Genomic DNA, 19,195 nt, shown 5'->3' on the forward strand with positions numbered 1-19,195 from the left:
CTAATCATGGAAAGAGGAGAGCAAGGTATTGCTTGTGGTTTGGGCGAAAAGTTGCTCAGCGAGCAAGATTTGGCCGAGACTCAGGTAGGAATTTAACCAGCGTATAGACTTATAAAAAAATAACTCCGGGAAAGGTTCATGCGCGCTGACGAATTAAAACAATACCATACCTTCTTCACCACCCCGATTCTGGCAATGGGACAGAGCATTCCGGGTGAAAGCGATCTGCGGATCAACGAGACTGCCACGCGAGCCCGGGCGGGGCTATTAAATGTGTTATCCGCGGTCACCATGGTGATCTTGTTGGTTCGTCCTGAATGGGATCCTGTGATTTATGTTGGCCCTTATGTGATTTTCGACATGTTGATGGCAGCGATTTTCGGGTTGACACCCCTGAGCCCGTCAGGATTGTTGGGAACGGCGATGACCATGCGCTCCAAGGCCATTTGGAAACCGATAAAGCCCAAACGCTTCGCATGGAGCCTCGGAGCCATTATGGGGATCACCTGTCTGACATTTCGCTTGCTGGAAATGTCGGACATCTGGCTGTTTGCTGTGTTGGGTATCTGCTTTATGTTGACCTGGCTGGAAGCGGTGCTGGGGTTCTGTGTAGGCTGTTGGATGCATGCCAAGATGTTTGGATGCGAAACCTGCGCCTTGGATTGACGTATTGAAAGAAGAAAGGCGCGGAGTTCCGCGCCTTTGGCTTTGGTTGCGAAGATTCGTTAACTGAAGTTCAGTACCTGTCCCTCAGCGCGACGGCTCACCGATTTGTATTCCACTTTGGAAATGACAGTATCTTCCGTATCCAACAGCTCAATCACTGTTCCTTTATTTGAAAGGGCTGCCCCGCCGCCACCTGCGCGAACAACAATTTTGTGCTCACGACCTGGTGGTAACTTGGTCTTCTCGCGAAGGACTGTGGTGCCGGATTTAGTGCGGATTTGCCAGCCAGTGACGTCAATCAGTCCCGGCGTTTCATTTCGAATGGAGACCCACTCATTTTGATCGCCGACACCCGGTGGATTTGGCATCGCAGAAGCAATGACCACATCGCCTTCGTCATACAGCAAGACATCGGTATTGGAATGCGGAGCCAATAACGGATCGCGATTATCACGACTTTTAAGCACCGGATAGAAAGAGCGCAAATGGAAGCCGCGATCCTGGTTTTTTAGCGTCTCGCGGTATAGCACCAAATCGTAGCGCCAGCCGTTGATGGCGGCTCTACGCTTGGATTCGCCATCAAAAAACGACAGTGGCTGGGTGTCGTTGCGGAAGCTTTCAAATGTCAGCATGGTGCCCAGTGCCAAGAGGCATTCTGGGCTCATACCTACGAAGAATCCGCCTTTCTCTTTCCATGCGATCTTCTCGCCCACGCGCCAGCTCATGGCCAATGTCGCGACATCAGTATTCAGGTTTCCTTCTGGGCCATCATAAAAAGAGCCCAGATACTCCAAATCGGCTTTTCCACCGCTACCATTTTGCTCATCCCAGAAGAACTTCGCCCAGAAGTGATAGCCCCCGATTTCATAGCGGGAGCCCTCACGTTTAATCTCACCAAGAAAAACATGTTCAAAGCCCGAAGCATGTTTCACCTGACGGTTGCCAAAGTTGTTGGTATAGAGCCCGAACCAAATATTTCTGACCGTTTCGCGGAAGGTCTCGATGCTGGTTAGGTCTATGCACTGTCCTTCACCAAACGTGGCACTGGTAAAAGGCATTTCGGTGAGTTTGGCTTGAGCAAATCCAAGACCGCCTTCACTTTGATCATCCGTGATGTATTGGTAGACCGATTCCATGAGTGAAATCCTGTCTTCATCGTCGTAGCGGGCAAAACAGGTATCGAGGAAATGCTCAATCTCGGCCAGTTCAACATCGCTGTATTTCTCTTCGTCGCGTTCAAGCTCGTTGTAGTTATCAATCAACCGCTTAAACGCCTGATAAGAAGGCAGGAACATCAGCTTGTCGGTATTCACTTCATCGAAGAGGAAGAACTTGGCCAAATCACGTTTACCCGGACGACGGTAGCCTTGCTCATAAAGGCGGATATCTGCGTTCTCGTTCATCCAGCGACCGTCCGCAAGACGGGTGACATCGAAGCGGTTGTCATCGGCATCCCAAAGCTCCTGGACGATGTCGGTATATTTTCCTCGGTTGTCCACGATGTCAGTCGGCGATTCGATAGGGCGCATTTCTGGCGTGTCGATATCGTTTGATGTGGTGAAGTTGTTTGGGGAGTAGAACATGGGGTTCGTATCGTAGAGCTCTTGCTGGAAATAGAGATCAGTGAGCTCTGTGATTTGGGTAAGTGAAACCTGATAGCTTTCCAGGTTCAGGGTATTTCGACCGTCATGATCGTCCCAGAATTCGCTTTGCTTCATCAAAAACGCGCGGCATTGAAGTTCGCCACCTTTGGTGAACACAATCACTTTCCAGAATGCAGACGGAATGTAAGTGCCTCGGTAAGGTTGGTCATTGATGGTATTGATTGGGCCAGTGAACACAGAAAGTTTATCGTCGAGATCTTCTTCTTCCAATAACCAGTTTTCCAGTTCCAGCCATTCATCCTGGTTGAACTTCGCGTGCTGCAAGTTGGCGTTGGTGTAGAAAAAAGAGTCTTTGTTCGCCTGACTTGCTTCCGGGCGAGAGCCCCAGGTAATCGCCGCGCGACGCACCATATGGCCACGGTCCCAGACGTTGTTTTTATAAACCTCGGGGCCAGCCTGATAATCAATATCGACGCGGGGATCTAGCTTCCATCTGGCACGTTTCAGGCTCATGAGTGTTTGCCTGTCGATATTGTGGGCGGTGTAAAACGCCATTTTGGTTTCACGGTTCATCACCAGTGAAAAGTGTTCATAGTGCAAAGGTTCACCGTATTCCCAAGCTACCTCTAACAGGCTTTCGCCCAGTCGTGGCAGTGAAACAGGAACACTCAAAAACTCGGTATTAAATCCTTGTGAAGGCATGGCAGTCACCTCTCGCTGTCATCATGAAGTGATACACATTAGTCAGCGTTTATGTCGCTATTGTTTTAACTAAGGATGAATAACCCGTTTTCCCTACAACTGAGACGCTATCTCATGCTTGCTTTGACAGATGGGGAGAAGATCGCGCGAGCTGCACTGCGCAGCGTGATAGACTCTCATTCTGCCCAATAGGAAGTGAAAAACGACCATGCTCGAAAAAGAAAACATGCTCAAACTGGCGAGAATGAAAATGCCGTTTGGCAAATACGCCGGAAGGGTGTTGATTGATTTGCCAGAAGAATATTTGCTTTGGTTCGAGAAGCAGGGGTTTCCCAAAGGGGAGTTGGGTCAACTCTTGGCCTTATGCCTGGCACTGAAAATTGAAGGGCTGGATGCCGTCGTCAAACCCCTGAAAAACATGTGATCACAGAATTGAAAGAGAGCTATTGTGAACGAAAAGGATGTGGTGCTGGCCTTTTGGCAGGCAATGGAAAGCAATGATTTCTATGCGGTGGGTGAGTGGCTTTCTGATGATTTTGAGTTGTATTGGCCGCAAAGCGGTGAGCTTATTCAGGGCCGGGAAAGCTTTGGGGGCTCTCAACAGTGCTTACCCGGCAGAGGGTTTATGGCGCTTTACCATTAACTCTTTGGTGCATGAGAGAGAGCAGGTAGTCACTGATGTCTCGGTAACCGACGGAACCAGACAGGATAGAGCTTTAACCTTTCATACCGTCAGAGATGGCAAAATCTGTCGACAGACAGAGTATTGGCCAGACCCGTTTGAAGCGCCGGAATGGCGAAAGCAATGGGTGGTTCAGAAATAAAAACGCGAGTCTTCTGACTCGCGTTTTCTTTGCCTGAAGGTGAATTACACCCACATAAACTCATCATCTGCTGCTGGCATAGGAGGCATTGGTTCAGTCGTACCGCAACCACATGCTGTTTCACCATGGCCGCCATGCTCACCAGAGCCGTGTTCGCCTGAGCCATGACCGTCATGCTCACCAGTCAACCAACCCATGCCCATTTCTGAGTGGGAAAGACCATCGACTGTGTTGCCGAATACTTCGTTGTTCAAGTGCTCCCAACCTTCAATCGCTGGAGCGAAAATACCGTCATGGATTACGTCGTCGAACACAAAGCTCTGCGCATCATCAAGCAGCAATGGTGCTTGAGAAATATGGTTTTCGCCGATAATGCCTGTGAGTAGTTCACTGGTCGCTTCTGACACAACCTGAACCGGAATTTTCAAAAGTTCAATGTCGTGCTGAATATGCATGGTGAAGTGTTCTTCCGCAGTTTCAACGATTTCACCCACACCTTCTTTGATAATTTCCGGTACACACTCCCCATGACCTTCAGCAACCGCTTCAATCACTTCACCGGTGGTATCGAGAACTTCACCCACGGTTTGGCCAACTTGCGCAACGTTCATCATAAAGTGGTGCGTCACAATTTCTGCCGCGTCAGTGACGCCATCAATCACGGTAGCAACGGCAGCGGTTATACCATTGATTATGGGTATGTCCGCGGTAGCTTCCGCAATTTTGTCTCCAACCCAGCTCAAGCCTTCATCAATAGCGCTGACTGCTGTACTTACAACGTTCGCAATGCCCGTTGTGACTTCTGCAATCGCTTCGCCGACTTTAGAAATTGCCTCACCAATTCCACTAAATAGATTTGCGAAAAATCCCATTTTAAATTTCCCCTTTTGTCGTGAATGTTATTCACGTTTTCTTTTCGTTGTCTCGTACTGCTAATCCGAGCCCTACTTTTGCAAATCGTTGGAATGACAATCCAACGGCCTGTGGTCCTTTCTCTATGTGCCGTTCCTTTTGGGTAGAGAGCAGCAGGCTAAATTGGCCTGCGCGGCACATAAAAAATACTGTTCAATTAGACGGAGGAGGACAACAGAAAAATCAGTTTTCATTAGGGTTTAATGCGTTGATTTTTCACAAGGAATCAAGTGACTCGATGGCTGAAAATCACTGTAAAAATTGATAGAAGACTGAGCCGGTATGAAAGTTGAGTGAGGGAAAAATCGAAGGGGTTATCAGCCAATTTTCTTTCAAAATGACGAGATAGGAGTGCGTTTTTTATGCCTGAGCAAATAGCGATACCGCTGGTATGTTTATGGCTCGTATCAGTTCTGCTAGAAATCACGCTTTTCTGGACGACGTTTGGGCAGACTCCTGATGGTGGCTGGACAGGAGAATTGCCCTCCTCAAGTAGGCCGATGTAATGGAATTGTGTTCTGGCACAAATACGCTAACATTTAATGTAAACGTTTCCATTTTAATTGTTCGCCTTAAATCTTCTATTTGGATTACGGAGAGGAAGTCTTTGACAATACCAAAGGTCAACAGACCCTGAGATGGAAACGGTAATTAGCAAATTGTCTGATTGGTTTTGAAACGGATTTTTTTGAGTAGTTCTAGGGAAAGCCATGTCAAATCTTGTGTTTAACCCGGTTGATCATCCTCACCGACGCTACAATCCCTTAACTGGGCAATGGGTGTTGGTGTCTCCCCACCGCGCAAAACGTCCGTGGAGTGGTCAAGATGAGAAGCCTGTTGATTCGGCGTTGCCTGACTATGAAGAGCATTGTTTTCTGTGTCCTGGCAACGTGCGCGTATCCGGTGATCAGAACCCTCAATACGAGAGCACTTATGTGTTCGACAATGACTTTGCTGCACTGATGCCAGATACCCCGGATGCGCCGAAAGCCGATAATCCGCTATTCAAAATGGAAGGAGCGAGGGGACTTAGCCGGGTGATTTGTTTCTCACCTGATCACAGTAAGACCCTGCCGGAACTTCCGCTTACCACCATTCGCGACGTGATTGAGACTTGGTCTGAGCAAATAGAAATGCTGGGTAAAACCTACCTTTGGGTGCAGGCATTTGAGAACAAAGGCGAAGTCATGGGATGCTCGCAACCCCATCCACACGGTCAGATCTGGGCCAACAGTTTTTTACCGAATGAAATCGCCCGGAAGGAAACCTTTCTGAAGGCTTATCATCAAGAGCAAGGTACGAACCTGTTGCTCGATTACGCGAAGGCAGAATTGGCGGACGGCTCCCGCACCGTGGTGGAAACCCAGCACTGGCTGGCGGTGGTTCCCTATTGGGCAGCGTGGCCCTTTGAAACCCTGTTGATGCCGAAAGTATTGATACGGCGAATGGGGGAGTTGAATGACGAACAACGTGACGATTTGGCGTTGGCACTGAAAAAGCTCACCAGCCGTTATGACAACTTGTTCCAATGCCCTTTCCCTTATTCGATGGGGTGGCACTACGCGCCTTTTTATGAGGAAGGGACGGACATTGATCACTGGCAGTTACATGCGCATTTTTATCCGCCTCTGCTTCGTAGTGCCACGGTGCGAAAGTTCATGGTGGGATATGAGATGTTGGCAGAAACCCAACGAGACCTGACACCAGAACAAGCCGCTGAACGTCTTCGCGCCGTCAGCGATGTCCATTATAAAGAATGCACCGAACAGGCAGGGAATGGCCAATGAATAACCTCATCCACACTGTGCAACAGGCATTCCACACAAAGTTTGGTTACAAGGCCGAATATCTGGTTCAGGCGCCCGGACGTGTGAACCTGATTGGAGAGCACACCGACTATAACGATGGCTTTGTGCTGCCTTGTGCGATCAACTATCAGACCGTTGTGGCGGCTTCTCCGCGTCAGGACAACATCATCCGTGTAGTAGCGGCTGACTACGACAATGCGACGGATGAATTCTCGCTTGAGGAAGATATCTCTTTTCTGCCCGAGAAAATGTGGGCCAACTACATTCGGGGCGTTGTTGTATGTCTCAAGCAACGTGGCTATGAGTTCAAAGGCGCAGATCTGGCCGTGAGTGGTAACGTTCCGCAGGGGGCGGGATTGAGTTCATCTGCTGCCCTTGAGGTGGTGATTGGGCAAACCTTCAAAACCCTCTACCAACTGGATATTTCCCAGTCAGACATTGCGCTGAACGGCCAGCAAGCGGAGAACGAGTTTGTGGGCTGTAACTGCGGCATTATGGATCAGTTGATTTCCGCCAAAGGGATGGAAGATCACGCTTTGTTGATCGATTGTCGAACGCTGCAAACCACCCCGGTTTCTATGCCCCAGGATATGGCGGTGGTCATCATCAACTCCAACAAAAAGCGCGGGTTGGTAGATAGCGAATACAACACCAGACGCGAACAATGTGAAGAAGCGGCACGCTTTTTCGATGTGGCTGCCCTTCGCGATGTTTCTTTGGAAACCTTCGAGCAAGCTGCCGAAGAACTTGACGAAACCGTGGCGAAACGGGCGCGTCATGTAATCACCGAAAACGAAAGAACCCTTGCTGCTGCCACTGCGCTACAGCAAGGGGACTTGCAAACGATGGGGGCTTTGATGGCGGCGTCTCACGCCTCGATGCGGGATGATTTTGAAATCACCGTCTCGGAGATCGATGCGCTGGTGGAGATGGTTAAGTCTGTTATCGGAAATGAAGGTGGCGTGCGCATGACTGGCGGTGGTTTTGGGGGCTGCATTGTTGCGCTGGTCGCGCCTGATAACGTGGATGCGGTTCGGACTGTAGTCGCAGAAAGGTATCACGCTTTGACTGGATTGAACGCGGATATTTATGTCTGTCAGGCAAAGGCTGGCGCGGGTGAAGTGAGAGAGTGATTGGTGATGTCATGAGTAACGATGCTGACTTGAAAAGGCTGGAACAGGCGTTCACTTCCACGCCATCTTATGATGGATTGCCTGCGACACTGGTCCATCTCAAAAACAGCCATGGTATGACCTTATCCCTGATGGACGTCGGCGCGACTTGGCTAAGTTGTCGATTGCCCCTCACTTCGGGTTTCCGGGAAGTGGTACTGCATGCCCCCGACATGGCCGCTCACCGAAAGCAAACCGCCTATTTTGGCGCGATCGTTGGGCGTTATGCCAACCGTATTGATGCCAGCCAGTTTTCTCTCAGTGATCGTGCGTATTCCCTCAGCAGTAACGAAGGAAAAAACACTCTTCACGGCGGCAAAGAGGGGTTTGATAAACGCCGTTGGACGATCGTGGCACAGAGTCATAACGCCGTGACATTTCATCTCGATTCAGAAGACGGTGATCAGGGATTTCCGGGAAATCTTTCTGCAAGCGTGACCTACGTGCTGGATGAAGAAAACCGTGTTGAAATTCAGTATCAGGCTGAGTGTGATAAAGCCTGTCCCATCAACCTGACTAATCATGCGTATTTTAACCTCGCTGGTGTGGGGTCAGGCGTGAAAAGCCTTGAGCACATACTGATGATGGAAGCCGGTCATTACCTTCCTACGCGAAAAGATCTCATTCCTACTGGTGCGTGGAATCCCGTCAGCGAAACCGCCTTCGACTTTTCCGAACCCAAAGTCATTGGACGTGATTTTCTGAGCGATGAAGACCAGAAAATCGCGGGCGGGTACGATCATGCCTTTGTTCTCGACCCGGACGTGTGTGACGGCGAGGCATTGGCGGTATCTTTGTTGGCGCCGGATCGATCTATCATCATGAAAGTGAGCACGACAAAACCAGCTATCCAGTTCTACTCAGGCAATTTCCTTCAAGGAGCGCCTGGTGATCATGGTGACTATGAGAATTTTGATGGTCTGGCGCTTGAGACCCAATACTTACCGGATGGCCCCAACCACCCAGAATGGGGCGAGAAAAGTGGCGTCTATCAGGCCAACCAGCCATATCGGCATCGCACGGCCTACCAGTTTCTCTTTTGAGTGCTTATGCAGATCCCTCGGGATGAAGAAATAAGATATGTGTATTTGCGTGAACAATGGAGCCTGTAGGTAATAACAGACTCCATTGGCATCTTATGGGTAACGAATCAATCGCTGTAGCTGGTGATGGTATCGAGATACAAATCCAATAGCGCCTGATCGTTCACTTTCACTGCCACATTCTGTGCAGGGAAATCCGCCCAATCGTCGGTTTTGTGTTTCGTGTCTTTGTATTTCTGTAACGTTAAACCTTCCGCTGGGCCGTCACAGACCACGCGAATAGCGCCTTGGCGCACCTCGAACAGGCTCGGGTCAATCACATACGCAATCGCGGAAGGGTCATGCACAAAACAGCCATCAACGCCCATACGTGTTTTGTAGAAATCGAGATAGAAGCGGCTAATATCCCACATAAACTCACCAACCTCTCCGCAAGTCTCGCGCAAGGTGTCGATGTAGTCATTAGAGAAAAAGGCTTCGTGGGTGACATCCAAACCAATAACCGTCACTGGCCAGTCAGCGGTGAAAACGATATCGGCAGCATGGGGGTCATCATGGACATTGGCCTCCGCAAAGGGAGTGACGTTACCCGTGTGTCCGTTTGTCCCAAACGCGCCACCCATGATCACCACTTCTTTCACCAGCTTGGTGATCTCCGGCGCTTGCTTGAGTGCCATTGCCAGGTTAGTCAGGGGGCCAACAGCGACGAGTGTGACTTCACCCGGTGAGGCTGTCACTGTGTCGATGATGTATTGGTGGGCGGGTCGTGGATCGGCGCTGATGGTCGGGGCCTCAATGGCCACATCACCAAAGCCATTTTCTCCATGAACCGCCACGCTGGCACCAACAGGTGGACGCTGGAGTGGCTTTGATGCACCTTTCGCGACATCACATTGAAAGCCAAAACGTTGTTTGAGATACAGCGCGTTGCGTGTGCTGATGTCGATGTCTGCATTGCCATAGACTGTGGTTAAGCCAACCAACTCGATCGCAGGGCTCGCCTCGGCAAAGAGGATGGCCATGGCATCGTCGATGCCCGGATCAGTGTCTAGAATAATTTTTGTTGTCATTGTGAATATCCGGCAGGAAAACTTCCTATATTCTATGACGGCTTGCGGTACACCACCGTCTGTGAATTGACTTAATATTGTGATTCCGTTCAATATTCAGCAGCAAGCATGAGTAAGGTATATGCCTTTACTCAAGGAAGAACTAATAAATATGCAAAATTAGTTCTAAAAGCCAATTTTTTGGACAAAAAGGCGGAGTGAGAACGCGGCATTTGCCGCGCTCGAGATGGCTATTCGTCGATGCTAATACCAGCTTTAGCGGCGATGTCGGTTTCAAAACCATCAAGGCTCACCTGATTCTTCTTCAACCAGTATTTTTGAATACCTTCCGTTCCCTGTCGCTCAGACCACTTCGCCAGTTCGTCCCTGTCGCCTTCATAGCTAAAGAAGGGAACAGACATTCCACAAGACGCCTGCACCATATCAATGTCCAGCAAGAAAATCTGACGGGACGCGACGCTTTCAGGAAACAGCGAAACATAGATTTCCCATTCTGGGTCGTTACGGTGTAGTGCCCGCGCCTGACAATAGGTACGAAGGATCAACGGTGAGCCTTCAAACGCACACCACATCACCGTCATTCGGGTGTCTTTCAGCACATGTGCCGCTGACTCATTTCCGCTGCCTGTCAGGTTCAGCCATGCCAACGTTTTGTTGTTAATCACGCGTAAGGAGTCGCCACCTTTCGGAGAGATATTAACCGTGCCGGAGTCAGCTGCTGTGCCGACGAAATAGATTTTCTGCTGCTCGATAAAGCTGATTTGTTTGTCGCTGAGTGATTTGGTGGTTTGTCCCATTACTCTCTTTCCGTCCTTGTGGCTGAAGTTTAACCAACATAACACCCGGCGAACTAATGACCAATCCCCTCTGCCCTATTGAGATCTGTCTCTTACCAAAATATGAGTTCTGCGTGATGAATCGCTGTTTTTTATGGAAAATTTCTAGTGGGCGCTTCAATGCTTGCCTAGTCTGAAATGACAAGAAAGGAGATTCTACCCATGCTGGTGAAAGCAGCCCACAAAAGCTACATGAAAGCGTTGAAAGTCGCAGCGCGTGTCATTCCTATTCCGCGGCCGACGTTGTTTACCGGGGCGGAAAGTGCAGAGCAACTTTGTGAAGCCATCAGCCTGATGAATCTCGGCAAACTTCTGATTGTGACCGACGAAGCCTTAGTGGAAGTGGGGATCGTTGACCAGATTGAAAGCTATCTGCATCGGCATGGGGTCGATTTTGCAAGGTTTGACAAAGTGACGCCTGACCCAACTTACCCTCAGGCAGAAGAAGGATTGGCGGTTTATAAACGGGAAAACTGTAAAGGTATTCTCGCAGTGGGCGGCGGTTCACCGATTGATTGTGCCAAAGTCATTGCTGCACGTGTCACCAACAACAAGGCAATCAAAAAGCTCGCAGGATTGTTGAAGGTCTGGCGCACACCCGCTCCTTTGTTTGTGATTCCAACCACGGCAGGCACAGGGTCGGAAGTCACGGTCGCCGCAGTGATTTCAGATCCTGCTAGTCATCAGAAAACCCCGTTGATGGATCCGAAATTGGTGCCTTTGATGGCAGCGCTGGACCCAAATTTAATGACAGGTTTGCCTCCCCACATCACTGCCGCAACGGGCATGGATGCATTGACCCATGCCGTTGAAGCCTATCTTTCACTTAACGCCACCACAGAAACCGATGCGTACGCGACAGCGGCATTAAAGCTTATCCATGCCAACCTGATTGCGGCCTATAAAGACGGTCACTCATTGAAAGTCAGATTCAACATGGCAATGGCGTCCTATTACGCAGGTCTCGCATTTACCAAAGCCAGTTTGGGTTACACCCATGCGATTGCTCACCACCTTGGAGCAAAGTATGGCACGCCGCATGGTGCAGCAAATGCGTTGGCACTACCCCATGTACTGGAAGCGTCTGTTCCGTCTGCCAAAGTGCGTATTGCTAACATGGCGAAAATGGTCGATGTTGGTGACGAAAGCTGGGACGACCAAACCAATGCCAGTGCGTTTGTGAATTACGTCGTGTCGTTGCAGGAATCCATGAACATGCCGCGTACCCTGCCAGACATCAAACCCGAAGATATCATCCAGATAGCCAAAAATGCCATTCATGAGGCGAACTGGAATTATCCTGTGCCGCACTATCTCTCTCTTGGCGAGTGCAAGCAGCTTATCGCCAAAATCAAAGGTTAGCCTTTCAGCGAAAACTGTCATTTCATCTTCCGCATGGTAGAATGCGCGCCCTTTGGTCAGCCTCATTTATTGCGGTTCTGCCATACTTTGTCTTCCTACAATGCCGAGATTTCTCATGTCATTCTCCAAACTGGGCTTGAGCCAACCTATCGTATCCGCCGTGACGGAGCTGGGTTACCAACATCCTACTGCTATTCAGGAAAAAGCCATTCCTGTGATTCTGCGTGGCGAGAACCTGCTGGCGACGGCGCAGACAGGTACGGGCAAAACGGCCAGCTTCCTTCTGCCACTAATGGAAATGTTGAGCCAGGGTGAAACTCAACGCAAAAAGCGTGTGCGGGCACTGGTTTTGGCACCGACTCGCGAACTTGCAGGTCAGGTGGAGAAGAATGCCAACGAATACGGCAAGCATCTATCGCTGAAAACACTGGCGATGTATGGCGGTACGGACTCAGCAACACAGAAGCAACGCTTGATTGAAGGCGTCGATATTTTGGTGGCCACGCCAGGTCGCCTTTTGGACATGATGTCCCAGCGCGCTGTGCATTTTGATGAGCTGGAATGTCTGGTGTTGGACGAAGCCGATCGCATGTTGGACATGGGCTTTATTGAAGACATCAACAAAATCATCGAGCGCCTGCCTGCTGAACGCCAGAACCTGCTGTTCTCTGCAACCTTGTCAGACAAGGTTCGTTTTCTTGCCAAAACCGCCGTGCCTAACCCGGTTGAAATCAGTTCAGAAGGGAACAGTAAAGCAGACATCGAGCAATGGCTGACAACCGTAGACAAAGACAAGAAATCGTCGCTTTTAGCGCATCTCATCACCGAAAATGGTTGGGATCAGGCGCTGATCTTTATTGAAACCAAACATGGCGCCGCCAAGCTGGTGGAGCAACTGGGTAAGCGCGGTATTGAAGCAGAGTCTTTCCATAGTGGTCGCAGCCAGGCAATGCGCGAGCAGTTACTGGAAGATTTCAAATCTGGCAAGCTGCAATTCTTGGTTGCCACCGGCGTTGCAGCGCGTGGTATCGATATTGAAGAACTGAAGCGCGTGATCAACTATGACCTGCCGTTCCCAGCGGACGACTATATCCACCGCATTGGCCGTACGGGCCGTGCGGGGGCAAAAGGCGAAGCAGTTTCCTTTCTTTCAAAAGATGACTTCAAGAACCTTTGCATGATTGAAAGCCGTCTGGGGCATTTGATTGAACGACGTGAAATCGAGGGCTTTGCCCCAAGAAAACCCGTGCCTATTTCTATTCTGAATTACGTGCCGAAGAATAAGCGAGAGCCAAAAGCGGGCGGCGAAAAGTCTGCGAAAAACAGCAAGCCCAAGCAGGCGGCAAAGCGACCAAGAAAGCCGCAATCCAAGCAACGTGGTGAACGCAAACCATCAGGCGAAGATCGCGCTAATCCTTGGGCAACATTGAGCCCTAAAAACACCAAGTGAATTACATTGAGAAAGGAGCCCAATTGGCTCCTTTTTTGATCAACTCATCGCAGCGGCGAGGTTACGAATCCATTTTCCTGATTTGAGTCGCCAAAGGCACACAACCAGCTTTAAGCCTTCTTCTACAAGTACTAAACCAAACAGGTAAGTGGCAGGCCATTGAAGCCAGTGAGTCAGCAGAAAGGCGCAGGGTAATAGCACAATCCATTGGGCGAAAATATCGGTAAACAGGCAAAACGAGGCATCTCCGCCAGCCCTGAGTACACCCACGATAAGCATCATAGAAAGGCTCTTTATGACCAATGAAAACGCCATAATGTCATAAAGGGTGAGTGCCAAAGCTTCTGCATTTGAAGGAACGTCATTGTGGAAGAACAGCGATACCAAAGGCGCTTTGAGCATCATTAGTAACACCGCTGAACATACCCCAACCACCAAGCTGGTAATGAGGTTGGCACGCACAGTATCGGGAAGCTCGCCTTGCTGTTCTGCGCCCACTTTATTTCCTACCAGAATCGAACCTGCCGTTGCCAATCCAATCAATAGGGACATGGCTAAGGCTTCAATAGGTGCTAATACGGAAAGCGCAACCAGAAGATCCGCATCTCTGTATCCAAGAATTGCATGAAAGGCGAAAAGGCCAGCAGCCCAAACCACACTATTAATCGCGGCAGTCATTGAAAGCTTGCCTACTATCTGAATGTCCCTGACTTTCAATGTGATGAACTGTGCAGGGCGAATGATAGCGAGAGGGTGCTTGGTGAGTTTCAGGTAGCCAATGAGCAGCAGACACTCAAAAACGGCACTGATCAATGTGCCGATAGCTGCGCCTTTAATTCCCATGGCTGGCATTCCCCAGTGACCAAAGATCAGAACCCAATTCAGGAACAGATTGAGGACGACACCAATAAGGCTCACTTTAGTGGCGATGCCGGGTTGGTGCATGGCGCGCAGGCCGCATGCCAGAGATGATGTTATTGCAAAGCAGAAAAGGGTGAATGCGATCGGCTTGAGGTAATCGGCACCTTTCGCAATAACATCAGGCGACTGGGTGCCCAATGCCATGAGGGCTTCCGGGAAAATGAACAGCAGAACAAAGAAACATGCTGCTGTCGCCAGGCTTAGCAACAGAGTGATTAAAACGGTGTTGAGGAGCTTTTTCTCGCCGCTTGCTCCCTTTTCGCCAAAGCATTGCGCAGCCACCTGACCGCCACCAATGCTCAAACCAATGATGAAGAAACTGATGATCATTTGCGCTTTGGCAGCGAGGCCGACAGTGGCTATTTCTAGCTCTCCAATTCCGCCAAGCATCAAGGTGTCAACGACACTCTTACTGGAGAATACTGCGGTTTGGAGAGCGACGGGTAGAGCGAGAGCGAACAAAGGTCCATTCGCAAGAAGTTTTGAAGACAAGGCGTGAGTTTTTGACATAGGAGTATCCGGAAAAAGCAGATCCTTCGAGCTTTTCGAGGGCTTAATGACTTCAGTTTGAAGAATGAAGGATCTGCGAAAAGGTTAGGAAACTGCGTCCAACTGTTTAACGATGGTTGCGGGGTTTCCTATTGCTATACAGTTGTCAGGCACATCTTGGTAGACGACGCTGTTTGCGCCAACGACGGCATTTTTACCAATGGTCACGCCTTTGAGGATCGTGGCTCCCATCCCAATCCAGGCATTGTCTTTGATGGTGACTTTGGCAACGCGCGTGCGCGCTGCTTCATCATCACTCCAACGCCCTGTTACCGGATGACCACTGCTGTCCATAATGGTGACTTTTGGGCCAAACAATACTTTGTCGCCAATTTCTACTTCGTCGTAAGAAACAATTGCTGTGCCTTGCATGACACAACCTTCACCAATAGAAATTTTGCCAGACTGATTGCTATTTACCTTCACAACCGTCAGACGTACTGCGCGGTTTTCGAAGGCTAGATTGTCTTCGGAGTACAAAACCGTTCCTTTACCGATGGAAATGCTTTCGGCGAAATCCTGCGCATCAATCAGCGAGTACTGAGCATCTCGGGCGTAGTTATCGGAATCCCTTGCGAGCGTAAATGCGATATGGGGGGCACCGATAAAAGTGGCATCCTCATCCAGAGCTATCTGTTCGCGAAAAAGAGTTCTGACATCTTCCGTTGTTCGTCCTTCAGACACGGGGAAGATATTTTCATAAACACACGGCATAAATCTGGTTTTATTCCTGCTCTACGATTGGCTGGGTTTTAGGTTGTGGTTTATACAAAGAGGGATCAGCCATAGGATGATTAGGGCTGCTTTTCAGCACTTTTATCAGCTTGTTTAAAGGGAGATCGTTAATCTCATGATCCAAGCCGTAGTAGCTGGTTTGCCAGATATTGTATTTGTTGTGAATACGCTCAGCAGCGCTGCGTGAGCTTTCACCGGTATCTTTCACTTCTTTAGGATGCGGCCAGTGGAAGGAAGACATCGCTTTATCAACGATAAACATGTTGTTGTTGATGAAAAGACGAACGCCCAAGTCAACATCTTCGCCCCCCCAGCTATTAAACCCCTCGTCAAACAGACCAGCCTTGATCAGTTGCTCGCGCTCTGCCGAAACATGGCAAGTCCAGAATAAGTCAAAAGGCGCAGGCCAGTCGCAGATGTTGTGGCCAAGATCATCGTACTGAGATTGGCGGATATCGTAAGCGCCCTGAGAATCCAGCTCAGCCAGAATCTGGTCAACGTTCGTTGGTGTGATGACAGATTCCATTTTCTTAATGCCTTCGTCATCAAGATCAAAGCCGTAAACATAACCAACAATCGCGATAGGGTGCGTGGAAACCTTATGTCGGAACAGATGTTCTTCCAAGGTGCCAGTGCCTGGAAGGACACCAGTGTCGAGATAAACGATGTACTTCCCTTCTGCAATAGCGGTGCCTACATTTCTAGCTTTTCCTGCTCTGAAGCCTTTGTCCTCTTGCCAGAAGTACTTAATATTCAGTCGGTCTGAAAAAGACAGCGCAATATATTCGGAGTCATCCATTCCACCATCGTCAACAACAATAACTTCAAAAGTTTCTTTAGGAAGGGTTTGTTCAGATAAAGCCGTTAACGTATGTGAAAGAAGATCTCTTCTGTTATAGGTGGGAATAACAACACTTAATTCGATCATTTTTACTTCTCTATTATTTTCTAACCAACTGAAGGAATAATAAGAGCTGTGTTTTTAGAATCAACATCACATTTTTTCAATTATTTACAATTTCAAACCCAATGATCCAACAAAAAACGTTAATAAACAGTGCCTTATTGGGGTTTTGTGTGTTTGTTTTTGTTTTAATATATGCGATTGATATCACGCTAAGGGTTTTCTTAATTACAATATATTGCATTGAAAGCATTTTGAAATCTCATTAATTGTGGTTATTTTAATCAATCTGGGAATAGTTTAGATATATCCATTGTTGAATTTATATACAGATTGTGAATGAGAGGATTAGGAATGAATAGGGTTGTTTGTCGTTAAATAAATCGCTGTTTTTTTATTTTTTTAAATTATTGGCACACACAATTAAGTGATAAGAATTGAAAATCTCTAGAACTTTAGTGTGTCTTGAAAATTGTATTTCCACTGTTCAAGAAAACTGGGTTGTGGCTCAAAATAATGTTTTGTTTGGTCTAGTCGTGAGATTAGAGGTATTGCCAGAATATAATTTGGTAATGATAACTATTACCAACTAATCATCTAAGAAAGATAATGTGAAAGATGTCGCACTGGAACGAGTGAAAGCTGTCTCAACGTAGATGTGCGCCGCACTAAGGGTCTATTGAGCTCCAAATTAACTTAATTTGTGTCATAAATGATGTCCATCTCAATAGCAGAATGCGTTGAGGTACTTTTTAACTATCAGCTATCCACTGCCTTTTGTTTGCTGATGACTCTCTTGTCACTGATATGTTGTCCTTTGGTGCACGGGAGAGGTTTCGTCAATACTTGGCGAACACCCACGCTGAACATTTCTCCCTACGAAAATAGGTTCAGCGCGGGTGGTTTCTTCCTTCCTTCTTTCTTCTCTTACATCACACCGTATATTTCTGGATCTTCGATTTCATTTCGTCCGACAGCTCTTGCAGTGAGCTCGCAGCAATGCGGCTTTGCTCTGCGCCCGTCGCGGTTTGATCCGATATACCACTGATCACTGTGATGTTCTTGTTAATCTCCTCGGTGACCGAGCTTTGCTGCTCTGCGGCTGTCGCGATTTGTGTGTTCATGGCATTGATCTCATCCACACTCTTCAGAATGCGGGTGAGTGCTTCACCAGCTTCCTGCGCCATTTGCACCGTTTCCTGTGCCTGTCCGTTGCCTTTCTCCATGCGTGACATCGCGTCTCTGCTGCCTTCCTGAAGCTGCTGAATCGTACGCTGAATTTCGATGGTTGAAGACTGGGTACGCTGCGCGAGAGAGCGCACTTCGTCGGCGACGACCGCAAAGCCACGGCCCTGATCGCCAGCACGTGCGGCTTCAATGGCAGCATTGAGAGCAAGCAGATTGGTTTGTTCTGAGATCTCCTGAATGGTATCGACCACACTGCCAATGGCGTCGGTGTGTTTTTGAAGTGACTGCATGGCATCGACGGTGGTTTTAAGGTCTTGCGAAAGATGCTCAATCATTTCAATGCTGCGGAGCACCACTTTCTGACCATCAGAGGCGGCGGTGTCAGCCTCTTGCGAGGCGGTCGCTGCATAGGCAGTGTTGTTGGCAACCTCGTGGACAGTGGCGGTAAATTCATGGATGGCGGCGGCAATCATCTGGGTTTGCGCTTGCTGATCCAATACGTTTTTCTGGGTTTGGTTAGTGACTACTGCACTTTCTGATGCAGAAGTGGCGATCAATCCCGTGGAGTCGAGCGTGGATTTCACCACGCTTTGGAAACTGCCCACCAGGCGGTTGACGTAATCCGCGATTCGGGCAAATTCATCTCGCCCCTCGATATCGACACGTCGGGTAAGATCCCCACGCGTAATCGCCTTGGAAGTGGATTCAAGCTCTGAAATAGCCCGATTCATGCGGGAGATGATCTTGGTAAAAAGCGCCCCCAAAACAATCAGTGAAAGCACGATGGTGGTGCCGACGACCCAAAGAAAATGGCTGACATTTTCCAGCGCCAGCTGGTAGTTTGTGCGGCCTTCCTGATTTTGAAGGTTTAGGAAAGCTTCGGCTTCGGCTGAAATATCCTCAAACAGCGGGTTGATGGTGTTGAGCAGCACCAGATTGGCGGTTTCAAACTGACCGGCTTTCAGCGCATCCACCGCGGGCACAAAACCACGGTCTGTAATGGTATCCAAAATTTCGACCATACGGTTCACTTCACGGCGTTCTTCACTGCTCAGCTCGGAAGGAACAATCTCGTTATCAACAGTTTGATGCAAGGTATCCAGCGCTTCACTGATTTGTGCGTAGTGAAGAGCAATGGGGTGATCATGCAGGTTTGCAAATTTACTGGCCGGATCATGCTGCATGGCGAGCAACAGGTGGCTGCGAGCATCACCCAGTTCATCAAGGATATTTCCCGCGCGAATCGCGTGCTGCATACCTTGTGAGTAAAGATCGTCCATCGATTGGGCTGCACTGTTCATCCCGGAAATGCCTTTGTAGCCGATAAAACAGAGCGCCAGTGCAACCAACAAAACGATCCCTTTCAGCTGGTAGGTGACCGAATGAAACTTCGCAAAAAATCCTTCTTCCTTCCTTTTTGTTGTCATGGTGATTTTCTCCAATGCGCTG

Annotated in this window: 15 protein-coding genes and 1 pseudogene; 8 read left to right on the plus strand and 8 right to left on the minus strand. The window is 48.9% G+C overall.

Annotated features, from left to right (window positions below; all coding sequences use genetic code 11):
* Positions 1-138: 138 nt before the first annotated feature.
* Positions 139-666 (plus strand): DUF4395 domain-containing protein, encoded by a 528-nt coding sequence (locus QL223_RS00005; RefSeq protein ID WP_281543471.1) that lies wholly within the window; start codon positions 139-141, stop codon positions 664-666.
* A gap of 59 nt (positions 667-725) precedes the next feature.
* On the opposite strand, the gene QL223_RS00010 is transcribed toward QL223_RS00005, so the two are convergent.
* The gene (locus QL223_RS00010; protein WP_281543472.1) at positions 726-2,972 is read right to left on the minus strand and encodes a DNA/RNA non-specific endonuclease; all 2,247 of its coding nucleotides are present in this window, start codon (positions 2,970-2,972) and stop codon (positions 726-728) included.
* 208 nt (positions 2,973-3,180) lie between these two features.
* Here QL223_RS00010 and QL223_RS00015 point away from each other — a divergent pair, with 208 nt between their 5' ends.
* Both QL223_RS00015 and QL223_RS00020 read left to right on the plus strand, forming a co-directional pair.
* The gene (locus tag QL223_RS00015; protein WP_002542846.1) at positions 3,181-3,396 is read left to right on the plus strand and encodes a DUF3820 family protein; all 216 of its coding nucleotides are present in this window, start codon (positions 3,181-3,183) and stop codon (positions 3,394-3,396) included.
* 24 nt (positions 3,397-3,420) lie between these two features.
* A pseudogene (locus QL223_RS00020) lies at positions 3,421-3,796 on the plus strand (nuclear transport factor 2 family protein).
* Positions 3,797-3,840: 44 nt separating this feature from the next.
* Here QL223_RS00020 and QL223_RS00025 read toward each other — a convergent pair.
* The gene (locus QL223_RS00025; RefSeq protein ID WP_281543473.1) at positions 3,841-4,668 is read right to left on the minus strand and encodes a hypothetical protein; all 828 of its coding nucleotides are present in this window, start codon (positions 4,666-4,668) and stop codon (positions 3,841-3,843) included.
* A gap of 750 nt (positions 4,669-5,418) precedes the next feature.
* Here QL223_RS00025 and QL223_RS00030 point away from each other — a divergent pair.
* From QL223_RS00030 to galM, 3 genes are read left to right on the plus strand one after another with little or no spacing between them, the layout of a single operon-like run.
* Entirely contained in the window at positions 5,419-6,495 is a 1,077-nt protein-coding gene (locus QL223_RS00030; protein WP_281543474.1) for a UDP-glucose--hexose-1-phosphate uridylyltransferase, read from the plus strand.
* The gene (gene galK, locus QL223_RS00035) at positions 6,492-7,649 is read left to right on the plus strand and encodes a galactokinase (RefSeq protein ID WP_281543475.1); all 1,158 of its coding nucleotides are present in this window, start codon (positions 6,492-6,494) and stop codon (positions 7,647-7,649) included. The genes QL223_RS00030 and galK overlap by 4 nt, the downstream gene beginning before the upstream one ends.
* Before the next feature lie 11 nt (positions 7,650-7,660).
* On the plus strand, positions 7,661-8,731 hold the full coding sequence (galM, locus tag QL223_RS00040; RefSeq protein WP_281543476.1) for a galactose-1-epimerase: 1,071 nt from the start codon (positions 7,661-7,663) through the stop codon (positions 8,729-8,731).
* A 107-nt stretch (positions 8,732-8,838) separates the two neighbouring features.
* Here galM and QL223_RS00045 read toward each other — a convergent pair whose 3' ends face one another.
* Both QL223_RS00045 and QL223_RS00050 read right to left on the minus strand, forming a co-directional pair.
* Positions 8,839-9,801: a nucleoside hydrolase gene (locus QL223_RS00045; RefSeq protein WP_281543477.1), complete on the minus strand. Its 963-nt coding sequence runs from the start codon at positions 9,799-9,801 to the stop codon at positions 8,839-8,841.
* A 230-nt stretch (positions 9,802-10,031) separates the two neighbouring features.
* Complete coding sequence (locus QL223_RS00050; RefSeq protein ID WP_281543478.1) at positions 10,032-10,598, minus strand: pyridoxamine 5'-phosphate oxidase family protein; 567 nt, start codon at positions 10,596-10,598, stop codon at positions 10,032-10,034.
* Positions 10,599-10,799: 201 nt separating this feature from the next.
* On the opposite strand from QL223_RS00050, the gene QL223_RS00055 reads away from it, so the two are divergent.
* Positions 10,800-11,999: an iron-containing alcohol dehydrogenase gene (locus QL223_RS00055; RefSeq protein ID WP_281543479.1), complete on the plus strand. Its 1,200-nt coding sequence runs from the start codon at positions 10,800-10,802 to the stop codon at positions 11,997-11,999.
* Positions 12,000-12,114: 115 nt separating this feature from the next.
* The gene (locus QL223_RS00060) at positions 12,115-13,449 is read left to right on the plus strand and encodes a DEAD/DEAH box helicase (RefSeq protein WP_281543480.1); all 1,335 of its coding nucleotides are present in this window, start codon (positions 12,115-12,117) and stop codon (positions 13,447-13,449) included.
* 39 nt (positions 13,450-13,488) lie between these two features.
* On the opposite strand, the gene QL223_RS00065 is transcribed toward QL223_RS00060, so the two are convergent.
* The 4 genes from QL223_RS00065 to QL223_RS00080 form a co-directional block, all read right to left on the minus strand.
* Positions 13,489-14,880 (minus strand): MATE family efflux transporter, encoded by a 1,392-nt coding sequence (locus QL223_RS00065; protein WP_281543481.1) that lies wholly within the window; start codon positions 14,878-14,880, stop codon positions 13,489-13,491.
* An 84-nt stretch (positions 14,881-14,964) separates the two neighbouring features.
* On the minus strand, positions 14,965-15,633 hold the full coding sequence (locus QL223_RS00070) for an acyltransferase (RefSeq protein WP_281543482.1): 669 nt from the start codon (positions 15,631-15,633) through the stop codon (positions 14,965-14,967).
* 10 nt (positions 15,634-15,643) lie between these two features.
* Positions 15,644-16,582: a glycosyltransferase gene (locus QL223_RS00075; RefSeq protein WP_281543483.1), complete on the minus strand. Its 939-nt coding sequence runs from the start codon at positions 16,580-16,582 to the stop codon at positions 15,644-15,646.
* Between the two features lie 908 nt (positions 16,583-17,490).
* Positions 17,491-19,173 (minus strand): methyl-accepting chemotaxis protein, encoded by a 1,683-nt coding sequence (locus QL223_RS00080; protein WP_281543484.1) that lies wholly within the window; start codon positions 19,171-19,173, stop codon positions 17,491-17,493.
* Positions 19,174-19,195 lie beyond the last annotated feature (22 nt).

The organism is Grimontia sp. SpTr1, from assembly GCF_947387585.1.
In the GTDB taxonomy this organism is placed as follows: domain Bacteria; phylum Pseudomonadota; class Gammaproteobacteria; order Enterobacterales; family Vibrionaceae; genus Enterovibrio; species Enterovibrio indicus.

Bases quoted from the DNA above. Each gene is read 5' to 3' on its own strand.
- QL223_RS00005 (WP_281543471.1), top strand. From the start codon at position 139: ATGCGCGCTGACGAATTAAAACAATACCATACCTTCTTCACCACCCCG.
- QL223_RS00010 (WP_281543472.1), bottom strand. From the start codon at position 2,972: ATGCCTTCACAAGGATTTAATACCGAGTTTTTGAGTGTTCCTGTTTCA.
- QL223_RS00015 (WP_002542846.1), top strand. From the start codon at position 3,181: ATGCTCGAAAAAGAAAACATGCTCAAACTGGCGAGAATGAAAATGCCG.
- QL223_RS00025 (WP_281543473.1), bottom strand. From the start codon at position 4,668: ATGGGATTTTTCGCAAATCTATTTAGTGGAATTGGTGAGGCAATTTCT.
- QL223_RS00030 (WP_281543474.1), top strand. From the start codon at position 5,419: ATGTCAAATCTTGTGTTTAACCCGGTTGATCATCCTCACCGACGCTAC.
- galK (WP_281543475.1), top strand. From the start codon at position 6,492: ATGAATAACCTCATCCACACTGTGCAACAGGCATTCCACACAAAGTTT.
- galM (WP_281543476.1), top strand. From the start codon at position 7,661: ATGAGTAACGATGCTGACTTGAAAAGGCTGGAACAGGCGTTCACTTCC.
- QL223_RS00045 (WP_281543477.1), bottom strand. From the start codon at position 9,801: ATGACAACAAAAATTATTCTAGACACTGATCCGGGCATCGACGATGCC.
- QL223_RS00050 (WP_281543478.1), bottom strand. From the start codon at position 10,598: ATGGGACAAACCACCAAATCACTCAGCGACAAACAAATCAGCTTTATC.
- QL223_RS00055 (WP_281543479.1), top strand. From the start codon at position 10,800: ATGCTGGTGAAAGCAGCCCACAAAAGCTACATGAAAGCGTTGAAAGTC.
- QL223_RS00060 (WP_281543480.1), top strand. From the start codon at position 12,115: ATGTCATTCTCCAAACTGGGCTTGAGCCAACCTATCGTATCCGCCGTG.
- QL223_RS00065 (WP_281543481.1), bottom strand. From the start codon at position 14,880: ATGTCAAAAACTCACGCCTTGTCTTCAAAACTTCTTGCGAATGGACCT.
- QL223_RS00070 (WP_281543482.1), bottom strand. From the start codon at position 15,633: ATGCCGTGTGTTTATGAAAATATCTTCCCCGTGTCTGAAGGACGAACA.
- QL223_RS00075 (WP_281543483.1), bottom strand. From the start codon at position 16,582: ATGATCGAATTAAGTGTTGTTATTCCCACCTATAACAGAAGAGATCTT.
- QL223_RS00080 (WP_281543484.1), bottom strand. From the start codon at position 19,173: ATGACAACAAAAAGGAAGGAAGAAGGATTTTTTGCGAAGTTTCATTCG.